A 15,248-nucleotide genomic window follows, 5' to 3' on the forward strand; every position below is an offset into this window, starting at 1 on the left:
TACCGTGTTCACAAGCTTTCGCTCCCGCTCTAAGCTGCAGTAAAAAAGAGGATTTCGTGCGCATACTGGTGGTCGAGGACAACGTCACGCTGGCAAATGGCCTTGCCGCCGTATTGCGCGGCAGCGGCTATGCCGTGGATATCGTCGGTGACGGCGCATCGGCTGTAGCTGTGCTTGCGACCGAACGTTTCGATGTCGTCGTCCTCGACCTCAATCTCCCGGAGATGGACGGTCTCGACGTGCTGCGCACCATGCGGGCGCGCCAGAACAACGCAAGCGTGCTGATCCTGACGGCGCGCAGCGCCTTCGAGGACAGGGTCAAGGGCCTCAATCTCGGCGCCGACGACTACATGATCAAGCCGTTCGACGTCGGCGAGCTCGAAGCGCGCGTTCGCGTGCTTCTGCGCCGGCAGGCAGGCTTGAAAGCGGCGACCGTCACGTTCGGCGACGTGTCCTTCGACCAGAACTCGCGCAGCTTCTCAGCCGGCGGAATATCGCTCGACCTGCCGGCGCGCGAAATCAGCCTGCTGGAGACGCTGTTCCTGCGCGCCGGCAAGGTCGTCACGAAGCAGTCGATCATCGAGTCGCTTGCCGGTTTCGATGACGATCTGAGCGCCAACGCCATCGAGCAATATGTCAGCCGGCTGCGCAAGCGCCTGGCCCCGCATGGGCTGACGGTGCGCACCGCGCGCGGCATCGGCTACTATCTCGAAAAGACGCAAAGCTCCTGATGGCTGACGTATCGACCTATTCGCTGCGCCGCCGGCTCCTTCTCTGGCTGCTGCTGCCGCTGATCGCGCTTGGCCTGATAGCGCTGGTCGATACCTACGGAGAGGCCGTGCAGACGGCCAATGCCGTATCCGACCGCGTGCTTGCCGGCTCGGCGCTGGCCATCGCCGAGCGCGTGGTTGTCGCGGAAGACGGCTCGCTGGAGGTCGACATTCCCTATGTCGCGCTGGAGATGCTGACATCGGCAGCGCAGGATCGGGTCTTCTATCGCGTCGAGGGCCCGCCCGGCACATTCATCACCGGCTACCAGTCACTGCCGACAGTCGCCGTTTCCGTGCCCGAGCGGGCGGTTTATGCCGACGCCGAGTTTCGCGGCGAGCCGATCCGGCTTGCGGTATTGGCGCGCTCGGCCTCGACCGGCGTCAACTCCGTTCCCTTTGTCGTGACGGTCGCCGAAACCACGATCGCTCGCACGCGGTTGACCGAAACGATCCTGCTGCGCTCGGCGCTGCGTCTGGCGATCCTTATTGCGGGTGCGGCAATCATCGTCTGGTTTGCCGTCACCGCGTCGCTGCGACCGCTCTACCGGCTCCGCGAAGCCATCACCGAACGCAGCCCCGATGACCTGCGGCCGATCGAGCAGTCGGTGCCCAACGAGGTGCGAGGCCTGGTCGATTCTGTCAATTCCTTCATGGTCAGGCTTGCTTCGGCGCTCGATGCGCTGCGCCATTTCACCGGCAACGCCAGCCATCAGTTGCGCACGCCGCTGACCATCATCAGGACGCAACTGGCGCTGGCGGCGCGGGCAAACTCGCTCGATCAGGCGCGAGCAGCCGCGGCGACCGGAGACGAGGCGGTCGCCCATGCCGAGCGAATGCTCGCCCAACTGCTGCTGATGGCCAAGATCGACGAGGCCGCATCCCAACGCCTCAGGGATCTTGTTGCCGTCGATCTCACAGAACTCGCGCAAAGCTGCACCGCCGATCGCATTCCCAAGGCGCAAACGGCCGGCATCGATCTTGGTTTCGAAGGCGAAGAGGCACTCGTCATCCGGGGCGAGCCGTTGCTGCTGGGTGAGTTGATCGGCAACCTCATCGAAAATGCCATCGCCTATGCCGGCTCCGGCGCGATGGTAACGGTGCGCGTGCTGAGGGATGACGGCGTCATCCTGGAAATCGAAGACAACGGTCCCGGCCTCTCAGTCGAGCAGATCGAGACGGTAAGAAAGCGCTTTTCGCGCGGCGGCGACGGCTCGAAACCGGGCACGGGCCTTGGCCTGCCAATCGTGGAGGAAATCGCCGGGCTTTTCGGAGGAGAGCTTTCGCTGCTCTCGGCCGCAGGTGGGAGCGGGTTGCGCGCGCGGGTCAGATTTCCAGAAACCGAAATGCCTGCGGTAATCAGACCCTGACGAAGGTCATGTAGGCAGGGCGACGGCCTTCGCGAACGGCCTTCGCCTCGTAGCGGGTACGAATCCAGCCCTCATAAGGCTCGTGCCAGTCACCCGCATCGGAGGCCTGCCATTCGAACGCCTTGTGCGCGCGGCAATGCAGGAGCGTCCAGCTCACATAAGTGTCGATGTCGGAAGCGAAGCGGAATTTGGCGCCTCTTTTCAGCACCCGCGCGAAACGATCGAGATTGGCCTCGCTGACGAAGCGCCGCTTCCAGTGCTTCTTCTTCGGCCAGGGATCGGGATAGAGCAGGTCGATGCCCGACAGCGACGCCTCAGGCAGCCAGTCCAGCACACGCGTGGCGTCGTCATCGTAGACGCGCAGATTGGCGAGCGGCTTTTCGGCAAGCGACGTCATCAGGCGAGCCATGCCGTTGACGAAAGGCTCGACGCCGATGAAGCCGGTATCGGGATGAAGCGAGGCGATGTGGTGAAGATGCTCGCCGCCGCCGAAACCGATTTCCATACGAACATCGGCAACGGGCACGGGCACGGGCACGGGAAACAACTGGCGCAGATCGGCGGGTGCCGCTTGCGCCAGATCGAGCCGGTGTTTCTCCAGGCCGGTCTCAAGCGACGCGGCCTGGTAAGGGCTCATGGTCTTGCCATGCCGCCGACCGAAAAAAGCTTCGGTCGAGCGGCTGCGCCTTGCTTCGGCGTTCATAGCAACATCACCCCTGACGATCAGGCCGCGACCGCTTCCTTGAGCGCCTTGACGAGATCGGTCTTCTCCCAGGAAAAGGACCCATCGCGGCCGGCCTTGCGGCCGAAATGGCCGTAGGCGGCCGTGCGTGCGTAGATCGGCTTGTTCAGGTCGAGATGCTTGCGGATGCCCGACGGAGACAGGTCCATCACGCTGCGCAAGGCGGCTTCCACCACATCTTCGCTGACCTTTCCGGTGCCGTGCAGGTCGACATAGACCGACAGCGGCTGCGCGACGCCGATGGCGTAGGAAAGCTGGATCGTGCAGCGATCGGCAAGCTTGGCAGCAACGACGTTCTTGGCGAGATAGCGCGCTGCATAGGCTGCGGAGCGATCCACCTTGGTCGTGTCCTTACCGGAGAAAGCGCCGCCGCCATGCGGAGCTGCACCGCCATAGGTGTCGACGATGATCTTGCGTCCGGTCAGGCCGGCGTCGCCATCGGGTCCGCCGATCACGAACTTGCCGGTCGGGTTGATGTACCAGTTGCAGTCGGCGGCGACCTTGAGCGAGCCGAGCGCCTCAATGATGTAAGGCTCGACGACCTTGCGCACCTTCTTGGAATCCCAGCTTGCATCGAGATGCTGGGTCGAGAGCACGATCTGGGTCACTTCGGCGGGCTTGCCGTCGATGTAACGCACGGTCACCTGGCTCTTGGCGTCCGGGCCGAGCTTGCCAGCATCGCCTTCGCCCTTGTGGCGGGCAGCGGCCAGCAGTTCGAGGATCTTGTGGCTGTAGTAGAGCGGCGCCGGCATGAGGTCGGGCGTCTCGTTGCAGGCATAGCCGAACATGATGCCCTGGTCGCCCGCGCCTTCCTCGCCCTGCTTGTCGGCGGCGTTGTCGACGCCCTGGGCGATATCGGCTGACTGGCCATGCAGCAGGATGTCGATCTTCGCCTTCTTCCAGTGGAAGCCGTCCTGCTCGTAGCCGATCGCCCTGATCGCCTTGCGCGCAGCCGACTTGAACTTGGACGGGTTGATGATCGGGAATTCCTTGGCGTCTTCCAGGATGTTGCCGTCCTTGTCCTGCTTCAGCAGCGACTTCGGCACACGGACCTCACCGGCGATGACGACGCGATTGGTGGTGGCCAGCGTCTCGCATGCGACGCGCACCTCCCAGGCGTCCATCTGCGCCTCGCCATTGCCGTTTTTCTTCGCTGCTTCGCGATAAACCAGATCCACGATTTCATCGGAAATGCGGTCGCAGACCTTGTCTGGATGGCCTTCGGAAACTGATTCGCTTGTAAAGAGATAATTCTGCCGCGTCACGGGTGTCCCCTCTTGAAAGAAACGAACGGCAGAATGCCGCGTTCTGGCGGCACACGTGTTACCGAAGCCGCACAGAGCCCGTCAAGCAGACATTTTGCGTGGCGCAAGGCCTTTTTGGAATTGGCGACCTAAAAAGGTCGCCTAGCTTTCCTCATCGGACGCCAGCACCTTCACCAAATCGATGATCTTACGACGCACCTTGGCGTCACTGATCTTGAAGAACGCACGGTTAAGCTGCAAACCCTCAGGACTGGTCACGAAATCGAGGGCGAAAGTTGCTGACGACTCTTCGCCAAAACCTTTGCCTCCAGCAGCATCCTGGCTCACGAAATCTTCGAAGAAAAAAGAAACGGGCACGCCAAGGATAGAAGATATGGCCTGTAGCCTGCTAGCTCCTACTCTATTCGTTCCTTTTTCATATTTTTGTATTTGCTGAAAGGTAATCCCGAGCTTTTCACCCAAGTTTTCCTGACTCATTCCCAACATGTTCCGACGCAGGCGAATTCTGCTTCCGACATATATGTCTGTCGGGTTCGGCTTCTTCTTATTTTCCTTGTCGATCATTTTTTCCTCGCCGATTAACCGGCTTCTTCTATTTGATTTTATCACGACAATGTAGTGATTGTCCCCAATTCAATCGCCCATCATTCCACTTACATTGAGGCGGGCGCACTATGAATCTCTAATATACCGGCTGTCAATTCGACCGGAGCTTTTGTCCCACCCCCATTCCAAGGCCTAATGCTCCAAAGGCGAACAGGATAACCAAACCGTTAATACCGGGATATCCGAGCGTTAATTTGTCGTAGCGACCCAACGAAATGGTCGCGTCAACTACGCCGCGCGTATCCATCGCCAATGCGTCAATTATGCGGCCACGTTGGTCAATCACCCCTGAAACCCCCGTGTTGGCGGCACGAACGACAGGTAGCCCCGCCTCAACGGCACGGAGCTGCGCTTGTCGGAAATGCTGGTAAGGACCCGGCGTATCGCCGAACCAGGCATCATTTGTGACGTTCACAATAATGTCCGTTGACGTAGCGTCAACTGCCACAAGTTCAGGAAATATAATTTCATAACATATAAATGGAAGGGCCCGGATGCCCGACGGCATGGTGATTGCGTGACGCTCGATGCCGGGCGCCAGATTCATCGGTCCGGCGACGATCTGATCGAGGCCAAATCGCGCCAGCAAATCGGCAAAAGGCATGTATTCCCCAAAAGGGACGAGATGCACTTTGTCTACGGCGTCGACGATTTCACCCGAAGCATTGATGGCAACTACCGAATTGTAGTAGCGCGCATCACCTTTGGTGGAGTTGCCGCCCTCTTCGCGCATCGCACCGGCGATCAGCATCTGCCCTTCATCCAGGAGGGCACCGAGCGCCGTCAGGGCGTCCGGGCGCTCGGTGAAGAAAAACGGCACCGAGGTTTCCGGCCACAGGATCAATTGCGGCTTGGGCTTGTCCTTCTCGGGCGGTTCGGCCGACAAATCGAGGAGCGTGCGGAAAATCCGGTCGCGCACGCTCTCATCCCATTTTTCGGTCATGTCTATGTTCGGCTGAACGACACGCACCGAGATACCGCGTCCATCCGACTTGGCGGGCGCTGCCAGCCGAACATAGCCGAAACCGATATGGGCAAGGGCGAGGATGGCTGCGAGGGAGAGCCCCAGCCGGCGATGTTGACGTGCCGCAAGAAGCGCCAGCATGGCGAAGACGAACACAGCAAGCGTGTTCATGCCGATCATGCCGGTGACCGACACGCTCTGCATCATCAGGGGAACCGGTGTCGCGGCATAACCGATAGCGTTCCAGGGGAAGCCGGTGAAGAGGAAGGTGCGCAGCCATTCGGCCAGGCCGAAACCGAAGGCAAGTGCTGCGATGCGCCCCAGACCGTTGCTCCAGAACAGGCGAGCGACGGCGCAGGCAAAACCATAAAAGAAGGCAAGGATCAAAGGAATGCCGACCACGGCAAAAGGAAGGGCCCAGGCGAAGCTGTCGGCCTCCACCAGCATGGCGCCGCCGATCCACCACAACCCCGCCAGAAAATAGCCGAAGCCGAACCACCATCCGGTGGCAAATGCCGGCACGAGCCGCCGCAGAAATCCGCGCTGCGATGCGACAGTGGCGCCGTCGAGCAGCCAGACCAGAACCGGAAAGGAAACGAAACAGATTGCGAAGAAATCGTATGGCGCCTGGGAAAGAACTGCGAGAGCGCCAGCCAGAAAAGCCGTGATCGCCCGCCGCCAGCCCCACAGCAGAATTACCCGCCCTGCAAGGCGCTCCATAGGCTGCCCCTCGTCACCAGATCGCCGTGCGTCCCTTCGGACACACAAAGGACGATCTAACCCTTTAAATGAGCATCGGAATATTCCGAAAGCCGGATACCACCTTTCGGTCCGCTGCTAGAGAATCACGCGACAAGGTTTATCAGCATGCGCTGATCGTTCCAAACGCCGGCGATCAAGCCTGCTCGGCCCGCGCTGAACGGCGGCGGCGTTCGCTTTTTTGCGTTTCGACGATACGCACCCGCTTCACGCGCCGCGGATCGGCATCGAGCACATGGAATTCGAAGCCGGGAATGGCCTGCACGACTTCGCCCCGCGCCGGCACGCGGCCGAGCGTGTTGAAGATCATACCGCCGATCGTGTCGACATATTCGCCATGTTCGCCGGCGGCGAAATCCTCGCCGATCATCTTGGCGACATCGTCGATCTCGGCCTTTGCATCGACCACGAAAACGCCGTCGCCGGTCTGGGTGATCAGCGGCTCATCATCATCGTGCTCGTCTTCGATGTCACCGACGACCATCTCCACGATGTCTTCGAGCGATACCAGACCGTCGGTACCGCCATATTCGTCGATAACCAACGCCATCTGCGTGCGCGCCGCCTGCATGCGTGCCATCAGGTCGGACGCAAGCATCGAGGGCGGTACGAAAAGCACGGTTCGGATAAGATTGAGATCGCCAATCGTGCGAGTCAGGTCGACATTGGCGAAATCCAGCGCCACGCCGCCGACCACCGGCTTTTTCGACTGCCGGCCTTTCTTGGTTCGTGCGAGCTTCGTTATGTGTGCGAGAACATCACGGATGTGCACCATGCCGCGCGGATCATCGAGCGTTTCGGAATAGACCGGCATACGGGAATGGCCGGACTGCTCGAACACCGCCATGAGATCGCCGAGCGTCGTGGTGATCTCCACCGCTTCGACATCGGCGCGGGGGATCATCACATCTTCGACGCGCACTTCGCGCAGGCGCAGGATGTTGTTGAGCATCGCCCGTTCGCCGGGCGAGAACGATTCGGCATCCGTCGTGCTCTCGGCGAGAGCGTCCGTCAGATCATCGCGGAGGCTCGACCCGTTGCGCGACCGGAACAGGCCGGCAAGACGCTCCAACAGCGAAGGCCGTTCATGGGAAGGTTCGGTCGCCGCACCGGAAGACGCCGAACTGTGACTAGGACCGTCTTCGGTGTTTTCGTTGGCCGCTTGGCCGCTGCCGGCATCAGTCTTGGCGGCAGTCTCTGGGTTCTCGTTCATCATCGTCCGGTTGGTTGTCACTTCCTGTTACGCGTAGGGATCGGGAATGGCAAGCCTTGCGAGCGCACGGCGCTCCACAGCCTCCATTTCTTCAGCCTCTGCGTCGGTCTCGTGATCATAACCCAGCAGGTGCAGGAAGCCATGGATCACGAGATGGGTAATATGATGATCGAGCGGCTTGGCTTCCAGTTCTGCTTCCCGCGCGACGGTCTCGGCAGCAAGGATTATGTCGCCAAGCAAGGGCGGAAGCGGCGCGCCCCGCGCGAACGGGAATGCCGGGAACGACAGGACGTTGGTCGGCTTATCCTTGTCGCGCCATTGGGCATTCAACGTCCGGATTTGGGTGTCGTCGGCAAAGACCAGGCTGAGTTCGGTGCCGTCGGGTGCCGTATCGCCCGTCTCGGCAAGGGCGGCGGCCACAGCATTGCGAGCCAGCCCCTCCAGCTCGGCCTGCGCCGGCCAGTCGCCGGCCTCGATCATGACATCGATCTCGACAGGAAGCGTCTCAGTGCCACGCGCGGCAGCTTTTTTCATCGCGAAAATCTGGCCTATCAGCTTTCCGACGAGCCCAGGCCCTGCGCGATCTTGCCGTCGCGATCATAGGCGCGGACGATTTCGGCAACCAGCGGATGCCTGACCACGTCGGCGTCGTTGAAACGCACCGTGACCGCGCCTGGAACCCCGTCGAGAATGCGAAGCGCCTCGACCAGGCCGGACTTGGTGTTCGGCGGCAGATCGATCTGCGTCGGGTCGCCGGTAATGATCATGCGCGAATTCTCGCCGAGACGCGTCAGGAACATCTTCATCTGCATCGAGGTCGTGTTCTGGGCCTCGTCGAGAATGACGGCTGCGTGCGCCAGCGTGCGGCCACGCATGAAGGCCAGCGGCGCGATCTCGATGACCTCGGCAGCGATAGCGCGCTCGACCTTGTCGGCCGGCATCATGTCGTAGAGCGCGTCATAGAGCGGGCGCAGGTAGGGATCGACCTTTTCCTTCATGTCGCCCGGCAGGAAGCCGAGCCGTTCGCCGGCCTCCACGGCCGGCCGCGACAGGATGATGCGCTCGACCATGCCGCGTTCGAGCAGCATGGCGGCATGCGCAACCGCCAGATAGGTCTTGCCGGTGCCGGCGGGGCCGATGCCGAAGACAAGCTCCGAGCGCTCCAGCGCGCGCATATAGGCATCCTGGTTGAGCGTGCGGGCATAGATCGTGCGCTTGCGCGTGGCGATCTGTGCGGCGGCAACCTTGCCCTTGCGCTCCAGCGTCGGCAGCGTCAGCTGGTCGTCGGCGGCGATCGCCATCCTGACGGCGCCATCGACATCCGACTGGGCGATCTCGCCGCCCTTCTGCAGGATGCCGTACAAATGATCGAGCGCCCGGCGCGCCTGCTCGGCTGCGGTGGCGCTTCCCTTGATCTGCAGCTGGTTGCCGCGCGAATTGATATCGACGCCGAGCTTCTGCTCCAGCCGGGCCAGATTCTCGTCGAATTGCCCGTACAGCGCGCTGGCCAGCTTGTTGTTGTCGAAGGTCAGTACGATGTGCGCCATGTCCGAGGCCCCGGAGGGCACGTTCTTCAGGTCAGTCGTGGCGTTCAAACGTCTCTCCTCATCTGCCGAAGCCGTCAGGCTCGTTCGGCGAACAGGCTGGCATGGCCCGTTCCAGTGATTCGTGCCCTGATAATGTCACCGATTTCGCCGGCAGTTTCATCAAGAATAACGGGCTGCAGCCAAGGTGATCGACCGACGATCTGTCCGGCCTGCCTGCCGGGCTTCTCGATCAGCACTTCGACCGTCTTGCTGACGAGGCTGGTGCCGAATGCGCGCTGCTGATCGAGCAGGAGCGCCTGCAGGCGCTGGAGCCGTTCGTCCTTAACGTTTTCAGCGACATGGTTCTTCATATCAGCGCCCGGCGTGCCGGGACGCGGCGAATATTTGAACGAAAAGGCCAGCGCATAGTCGACCGCCCGCACCAGTTCCATCGTCGCCTCGAAATCGGCATCCGTCTCGCCGGGAAAGCCGACGATAAAGTCACCCGACATGGCAATGTCCGGGCGCACAGTCCTGATGCGCTCGATGAGCCGCAGATAATCCGCCGCCGTATGCTTGCGGTTCATCGCTTTGAGGATGCGGTCCGAACCGGACTGAACCGGGAGATGCAGGTAGGGCATCAGCGACGGCAGATCGCGATGGGCGGCGATCAGCTCGTCGTCCATGTCGCGCGGGTGGCTGGTGGTGTAGCGCAGCCGCGCCAGCCCCGGAATCTCGGCCAGCCGGAACAGCAGGCGGCCAAGACCCCATTCGCTGCCGTCAGGCCCGATGCCGTGCCAGGCGTTCACATTCTGGCCGAGCAGCGTCACCTCGCGCACGCCGGCCTCGGCCAGCTTTTCGGCCTCGGCAATGATCTGCGCAACGGAGCGCGACACTTCGGAGCCGCGCGTATAGGGCACCACGCAGAAGGTGCAGAACTTGTCGCAGCCTTCCTGCACAGTCAGGAATGCCGTGACGCCACGGCTGATGACGTCGGCGCGCTTCGGCTGCGGCAGGTGGTCGAACTTGTCTTCCAGCGCATAGTCGGTCTCGACGACCTTCTCCCCGCCGCGAACCTTCCTCAGCGCCTCAGGCAGGCGATGATAGGTCTGCGGGCCGATGACCAGATCGACGGCCGGCGAGCGGCGGATGATCTCGCGGCCCTCGGCCTGCGCGACGCAACCGGCAACGCCGATAACCATCTCGCGACCGGCCTTTGCCCGCTCGGCCTTCATATCGCGCATGCGGCCAAGCTCGGAATAAACCTTTTCGGCGGCCTTCTCGCGGATATGGCAGGTGTTGAGCAGCACCAGATCGGCATCGTCGATGGCGTCGGTCGCGACATAGCCGTCGGCGGCCAGCGCATCGGACATGCGCTGCGAATCGTAGACGTTCATCTGGCAGCCATAGGTCTTGAGGAAGACCTTCTTGGCCGGGCCGGTCGAAACGTCCACCTTGTCCTTAGAAATCTCGTTCAGTTCCATTGGGCGGCTTCTAGCGCTTTTCGGTGTCAAAAAACAGACGATTCTTGTTCACGATCCGCCGCGCGGATTGCGCAGTGCCGCCTGCATCATCGCGTGCACCTGCTTCTCGACCTTTCGGGCTGTCTCCTTGCGGCTGGTGCCGGCCGAAAACTCCAGCGGCTCGCCGAAATGAATCTCGACATCGATGCCGCCTTCGGCAAGCAATTCCTTCATATGCGGCACCAGATCCATGTCGCCGATCCACGCCGCAATCGTGCGATGCTGACGCCCCATCGGCAAGCCGTGAAGGCGCGTATAGGCGATCGCCACCGGCTGAATGAAAACCTTGTCGACACCGCTGTCACGAAGCGCCATTTCAGCCGCGCCGAACAGCGTGCTCTTGAACGGCAACAGCAGATTGCCGTCGCCGGTGCTGCCTTCGGCAAACAGCACCATGGCGTCGCCGGCGGCCATGCGGCTGGCGATCTCGCTCGCCTGCTCGCCGGACTTGCGCCGCTGTTCGCGCTCGATGAAGACCGTGCGCTGCAGGCGCGACAGCCCGCCGATCAGCGGCCAGCCGGCCATGTCCGACTTGGCAATGAAGGCAACGTCGTTGAACGATCCCAGCGCCATGATGTCGGTCCAGGAAATGTGGTTCGACGCTACCAGCAGCGGGCGCTTTTGCGACATCTCGCCATGTGCATGGACCCGAATGCCGAGCGCGGACAGGATAATCTTGTGCCACAGGCGCAGGATGACATGCTCGCGCCAAAGCCCGGTCTTTCTGGCGAACAACTGCAACGGCACCAAAATAGCAGTGCTGACGGCGACGAGGAGAAGCGCAAGACCTGTGCGGATCCAGCCGATTACTGCTCCAAATCTTCCCTCATCAGCCTGCATGTGACGGCTAACGAAGGTCGCGGCGCATGACGAGCGCGCTGGATGTGCCGGCATCCCCGGTCTTGTAGTAACCAGGGCGCTTGCCGACCTGGATGAAGCCGAGCCGGCGATAGAGCGCGATCGCCGCGACATTCATTTCGTCGACCTCGAGGAACAGCGCATCAGCGCGCTGGCCGTGGAGTTCGCGCAGCACCGCGTCCATCAGCCGCCAGCCCAGCCCCTGCCGGCGGTGTGTGCGGGCAACGGCCACGGTCAGGATTTCGCCCTCGCCAGCGACAAGCCGCGCCAGCACAAAGCCGACGGGCGGTGCCTTGCCCCGGCCGACTTCGCGCGCCGCGAAGCCGAAGACCGTATTTTGCGACAGAAGATCGGCAAATTCGCCGCCGCTCCAGGGACGGACGAAATCCTCGTGATGAATAAGGGCAACGGCGTCGGCATCCTTGCCCGCAAGCGGCTCCAGCGAATAGTCACGCGAGCGCGAATGCAGGAAAGGTATGCGCATCAACTGCTCCTCGGGAGAATAAAACCCGCCTGTGGCTTGGCGTCCGGCTCGCGCAGATAGAGCGGCTTTGGTTTCTCGCCCGGTTCCTTTGCCGCGGCGAGCCGCGCATAGACGGCAATATCGGCGGTTGTCACCAGCGGGCCAAGGCTGAATTCGTGCGACGGCATTGCCGATGCAATCATCTGCGCTGCCGTGCCCGCGAGCGCCGGCGAAAACTGCGCCGCCAGTTCCGTCGCACGGTTCAAATCGATCACGGCGGGCGCAAAGAGCACTGCACCGGCCTCGTCATAGACCGCCGCCTGGATTTCGCCGCGCCCGCCATCAAGAGCGGCAAGCACATTGCGGGGACCGAGCTTATCACGCGTCTCGGCAGCAAGCGCTTCCAAGGTCGTCACGCCGACCGCCGGGATGTTGAGCGCCAATGCAAGCCCGCGCACCGCCGACACGCCAACGCGCACCCCGGTGAACGAGCCCGGGCCGATGGAAACGGCGACCCTGCCAAGGTCGGGAAATGCAATGTTGGCGGCATTCAGTGCCTCATCGATCACCGCCATCAGGTGCTCGGCATGTCCCTTGCCGAGATCGAGCACCTTGCGGCCAAGTTCCATGCCCGCGTCAGCGTCGCAGACGCAGACGGCGCACAGGCTGGCGGAGCAGTCTATGGCGAGGATGTTCATTGGACGCTGGCGTCCTGAAAGCCGGACCATATCGAGAAGTGACGAGCTCTGCTACGACCACCCCCTCTGCCCTGCCGGGCATCTCTCCCTCAAGGGGGGAGATCAGCCGCTTGGCCGCCCCGCTCGCTCCGTCACGCCTCCGATTGGCGAAGGTCAAGCAGCCGACCAATCTCCCCCCTTGAGAGGGGTCCAAAGGACGGACCGAGACCCGCGGCTCGGGCCAGGGCGTCCGGCAGGGCAGAGGGGGGTGGGCAAGCGCAATGGTCAAATTAATTGCCCGCCCGGTCCCGCGCCTTGAGCTCGAGCCGGCGCGCATGCAGGACCGGCTCGGTGTAGCCGTTGGGCTGGGCGCGGCCTTGAAACACCAGGTCGCAGGCGGCGAGGAAGGCGATGGAGTTTTCGAAGTCCGGCGCCATCGGGCGATAGAGCGGGTCGGCCGCATTCTGGCGATCGACGATGCCGGCCATGCGCTTCATGGTTTCCATCACCTGCGTGTCGGTGCAGACGCCGTGATGCAGCCAGTTGGCGATGTGCTGGGAGGAAATGCGCAGCGTGGCGCGGTCTTCCATCAGGCCGACATCGTTGATATCAGGCACCTTCGAGCAGCCGACGCCCTGGTCGATCCAGCGCACGACATAGCCGAGAATGCCCTGAGCGTTGTTGTCGAGTTCGTGCTGGACTTCCTCCGGCGTCCAGTTCGGGCGCACCGCGACCGGCACCGACAAAATATCGTCGAGCCTGGCCTTTGCCCGGTTCTTCAGGCCGGCCTGGACCTCCTGCACATTGACCTTGTGGTAGTGCGTGGCATGCAGCGTCGCAGCCGTCGGAGACGGCACCCAGGCGGTGTTGGCGCCGGCCTTGGGATGGGCGATCTTCTGTTCCAGCATCGCCGCCATCAGATCGGGCATGGCCCACATGCCCTTGCCGATCTGGGCATGGCCGGAAAGGCCGCATTCAAGCCCGGTGTCGACATTCCACGCTTCATAGGCGGAAATCCACGGCGCCTGCTTCATGTCGCCCTTGCGGATCATCGGGCCGGCTTCCATCGAGGTATGAATCTCGTCGCCGGTGCGGTCGAGGAAGCCGGTGTTGATGAAGACGACGCGTTCTTTCGCGGCGCGAATGCATTCCTTGAGGTTCACCGTCGTGCGGCGTTCCTCATCCATGATGCCCATCTTGATGGTATTGCGCTTCATGCCGAGCAACGCCTCGACCCGGTCGAAGAGCTCGACGGCGAAGGCAACCTCTTCCGGCCCGTGCATCTTCGGCTTGACCACATACATCGAGCCGGCGCGCGAATTTTTCCGCGCACCGCTTGGGCCGACATCGTGGATCGCGATGAGGGCCGTGATCGCCGCGTCCATAATGCCTTCCGGCACCTCATTGCCGTCGCGATCGAGAATGGCCGGATTGGTCATGAGGTGGCCGACATTGCGCACCAGCATCAGCGAGCGGCCGGGCAGCGTGACGTCGCCGCCATCAGGGGCGGTGTAGGTGCGGTCGGGGTTGAGCTTGCGGGTAAAGGTCTTGCCGCCCTTTTCGATTTCCTCGGCAAGGTCGCCCTTCATCAGGCCAAGCCAGTTGCGGTAGACGACGACCTTGTCCTCGGCATCGACGGCGGCAACGGAGTCTTCGCAATCCTGGATCGTCGTCAGCGCCGATTCCAAAACGAGGTCGGCAATGCCGGCAGCATCGGTCTTGCCGATCTGGCTATCGCGGTTGATGACGATCTCAATGTGCAGGCCGTTCTGCCTCAGCAGGACGGCCGACGGTGCACCAGCATCGCCGCGATAGCCGGCAAACTGCGCCGGATCGGCAAGCTCGCCCGTTCCGACGGCGAGTTTCCCGTCCTTGACGGCAAGAGCGCCGGCATCCGTCCACGAACCCGTCTTGAGCGGCACGGAGGCGTCGAGGAACGCCCTGCCCCAGGCAATGACCTTTGCACCGCGAACCGGATTGTAGCCCTTGCCCTTCTCGGCGCCATCCGCTTCCGGAATGGCATCGGTGCCGTAGAGTGCATCATAGAGCGAACCCCAGCGTGCATTGGCGGCGTTGAGCGCATAGCGCGCATTCATCACCGGCACGACCAACTGAGGGCCGGCGACCACCGCGATCTCGGGGTCGACATTTTCCGTCGACACCTGAAAGGCCGGGCCTTCCGGCACGAGATAGCCGATCTCCTTCAGGAAGGCCTGATAGGCGCCCATATCGACCGGCGCGCCATTGTCGCGGTACCAAGCGTCGATCCGTTCCTGGATATCGTCGCGCTTCGCCAGAAGTGCCCTGTTCTTCGGCGCCAGATCGTGGACGATCGCCGAAACACCGGCCCAGAAAGCCGCAGGGTCGACACCAGTGCCCGGCAGCGCTTCCCGCTCCACGAAATCATGAAGCTCACGCGCAATCCGCAGCCCCGACACGTCCAACATTTCGTTCATATTTTTCTCCAGACACCCAAGCCTTGGAACCACAATTTGCGGCCTTTGACCATGTCGGG

The 15,248-nt window shown here is 62.2% G+C and carries 14 protein-coding genes; 2 read left to right on the top strand and 12 right to left on the bottom strand.

Annotated elements, in window-relative coordinates; genetic code table 11:
• The first annotated feature begins 56 nt into the window (after nt 1-56).
• A complete protein-coding gene (locus DZG07_RS00940) occupies nt 57-731 on the top strand; it encodes a response regulator transcription factor (RefSeq protein WP_091911232.1) in 675 nt (224 codons plus the stop codon).
• Nucleotides 731-2,137, top strand: coding sequence for a sensor histidine kinase (locus tag DZG07_RS00945; RefSeq protein ID WP_119813608.1), 1,407 nt, complete (start codon nt 731-733; stop codon nt 2,135-2,137). Before DZG07_RS00940 ends, DZG07_RS00945 begins: the two co-directional genes overlap by 1 nt.
• Here DZG07_RS00945 and DZG07_RS00950 read toward each other — a convergent pair.
• The 12 genes from DZG07_RS00950 to DZG07_RS01010 form a co-directional block, all read right to left on the bottom strand.
• Nucleotides 2,127-2,840 (bottom strand): tRNA (guanine(46)-N(7))-methyltransferase TrmB, encoded by a 714-nt coding sequence (locus DZG07_RS00950; RefSeq protein ID WP_119813610.1) that lies wholly within the window; start codon nt 2,838-2,840, stop codon nt 2,127-2,129. The two genes, DZG07_RS00945 and DZG07_RS00950, sit on opposite strands and share 11 nt — an antisense overlap.
• A gap of 20 nt (nt 2,841-2,860) precedes the next feature.
• Entirely contained in the window at nt 2,861-4,144 is a 1,284-nt protein-coding gene (gene metK, locus DZG07_RS00955) for a methionine adenosyltransferase (RefSeq protein WP_091911237.1), read from the bottom strand.
• 141 nt (nt 4,145-4,285) lie between these two features.
• Complete coding sequence (locus DZG07_RS00960) at nt 4,286-4,708, bottom strand: helix-turn-helix transcriptional regulator (RefSeq protein WP_175544256.1); 423 nt, start codon at nt 4,706-4,708, stop codon at nt 4,286-4,288.
• Between the two features lie 133 nt (nt 4,709-4,841).
• Nucleotides 4,842-6,434 (bottom strand): apolipoprotein N-acyltransferase, encoded by a 1,593-nt coding sequence (gene lnt / locus DZG07_RS00965; RefSeq protein ID WP_119813612.1) that lies wholly within the window; start codon nt 6,432-6,434, stop codon nt 4,842-4,844.
• Nucleotides 6,435-6,609: 175 nt separating this feature from the next.
• Complete coding sequence (locus tag DZG07_RS00970) at nt 6,610-7,686, bottom strand: hemolysin family protein (protein WP_091911720.1); 1,077 nt, start codon at nt 7,684-7,686, stop codon at nt 6,610-6,612.
• 27 nt (nt 7,687-7,713) lie between these two features.
• Nucleotides 7,714-8,220, bottom strand: a complete 507-nt coding sequence (ybeY, locus tag DZG07_RS00975; RefSeq protein WP_119813614.1) for an rRNA maturation RNase YbeY — start codon at nt 8,218-8,220, stop codon at nt 7,714-7,716.
• 17 nt (nt 8,221-8,237) lie between these two features.
• The gene (locus DZG07_RS00980) at nt 8,238-9,233 is read right to left on the bottom strand and encodes a PhoH family protein (protein WP_091911722.1); all 996 of its coding nucleotides are present in this window, start codon (nt 9,231-9,233) and stop codon (nt 8,238-8,240) included.
• A gap of 74 nt (nt 9,234-9,307) precedes the next feature.
• Entirely contained in the window at nt 9,308-10,696 is a 1,389-nt protein-coding gene (gene miaB, locus DZG07_RS00985; protein WP_119813616.1) for a tRNA (N6-isopentenyl adenosine(37)-C2)-methylthiotransferase MiaB, read from the bottom strand.
• 48 nt (nt 10,697-10,744) lie between these two features.
• Nucleotides 10,745-11,575 carry a 1-acyl-sn-glycerol-3-phosphate acyltransferase gene (locus DZG07_RS00990; RefSeq protein WP_119813618.1) on the bottom strand — a complete coding sequence of 277 codons (831 nt, stop codon included), beginning with the start codon at nt 11,573-11,575 and terminating at the stop codon, nt 10,745-10,747.
• 7 nt (nt 11,576-11,582) lie between these two features.
• The gene (locus DZG07_RS00995; protein WP_119813620.1) at nt 11,583-12,077 is read right to left on the bottom strand and encodes a GNAT family N-acetyltransferase; all 495 of its coding nucleotides are present in this window, start codon (nt 12,075-12,077) and stop codon (nt 11,583-11,585) included.
• Nucleotides 12,077-12,754, bottom strand: coding sequence for a tRNA (adenosine(37)-N6)-threonylcarbamoyltransferase complex dimerization subunit type 1 TsaB (tsaB, locus tag DZG07_RS01000; RefSeq protein ID WP_119813622.1), 678 nt, complete (start codon nt 12,752-12,754; stop codon nt 12,077-12,079). Before tsaB ends, DZG07_RS00995 begins: the two co-directional genes overlap by 1 nt.
• A gap of 269 nt (nt 12,755-13,023) precedes the next feature.
• Complete coding sequence (locus tag DZG07_RS01010; protein WP_119813623.1) at nt 13,024-15,189, bottom strand: malate synthase G; 2,166 nt, start codon at nt 15,187-15,189, stop codon at nt 13,024-13,026.
• Nucleotides 15,190-15,248: the final 59 nt, after the last annotated feature.

Source organism: Mesorhizobium sp. DCY119, from assembly GCF_003590645.1.
In the GTDB taxonomy this organism is placed as follows: Bacteria; Pseudomonadota; Alphaproteobacteria; order Rhizobiales; family Rhizobiaceae; genus Mesorhizobium_M.

What these genes read in the sequence shown, in the direction of transcription:
- DZG07_RS00945 (WP_119813608.1), top strand. Translation starts at nt 731, where the DNA reads ATGGCTGACGTATCGACCTATTCGCTGCGCCGCCGGCTCCTTCTCTGG.
- DZG07_RS00950 (WP_119813610.1), bottom strand. Translation starts at nt 2,840, where the DNA reads ATGAACGCCGAAGCAAGGCGCAGCCGCTCGACCGAAGCTTTTTTCGGT.
- DZG07_RS00960 (WP_175544256.1), bottom strand. Translation starts at nt 4,708, where the DNA reads ATGATCGACAAGGAAAATAAGAAGAAGCCGAACCCGACAGACATATAT.
- lnt (WP_119813612.1), bottom strand. Translation starts at nt 6,434, where the DNA reads ATGGAGCGCCTTGCAGGGCGGGTAATTCTGCTGTGGGGCTGGCGGCGG.
- DZG07_RS00970 (WP_091911720.1), bottom strand. Translation starts at nt 7,686, where the DNA reads ATGAACGAGAACCCAGAGACTGCCGCCAAGACTGATGCCGGCAGCGGC.
- ybeY (WP_119813614.1), bottom strand. Translation starts at nt 8,220, where the DNA reads ATGAAAAAAGCTGCCGCGCGTGGCACTGAGACGCTTCCTGTCGAGATC.
- DZG07_RS00980 (WP_091911722.1), bottom strand. Translation starts at nt 9,233, where the DNA reads ATGGCGCACATCGTACTGACCTTCGACAACAACAAGCTGGCCAGCGCG.
- miaB (WP_119813616.1), bottom strand. Translation starts at nt 10,696, where the DNA reads ATGGAACTGAACGAGATTTCTAAGGACAAGGTGGACGTTTCGACCGGC.
- DZG07_RS00990 (WP_119813618.1), bottom strand. Translation starts at nt 11,575, where the DNA reads ATGCAGGCTGATGAGGGAAGATTTGGAGCAGTAATCGGCTGGATCCGC.
- DZG07_RS00995 (WP_119813620.1), bottom strand. Translation starts at nt 12,077, where the DNA reads ATGCGCATACCTTTCCTGCATTCGCGCTCGCGTGACTATTCGCTGGAG.
- tsaB (WP_119813622.1), bottom strand. Translation starts at nt 12,754, where the DNA reads ATGAACATCCTCGCCATAGACTGCTCCGCCAGCCTGTGCGCCGTCTGC.
- DZG07_RS01010 (WP_119813623.1), bottom strand. Translation starts at nt 15,189, where the DNA reads ATGAACGAAATGTTGGACGTGTCGGGGCTGCGGATTGCGCGTGAGCTT.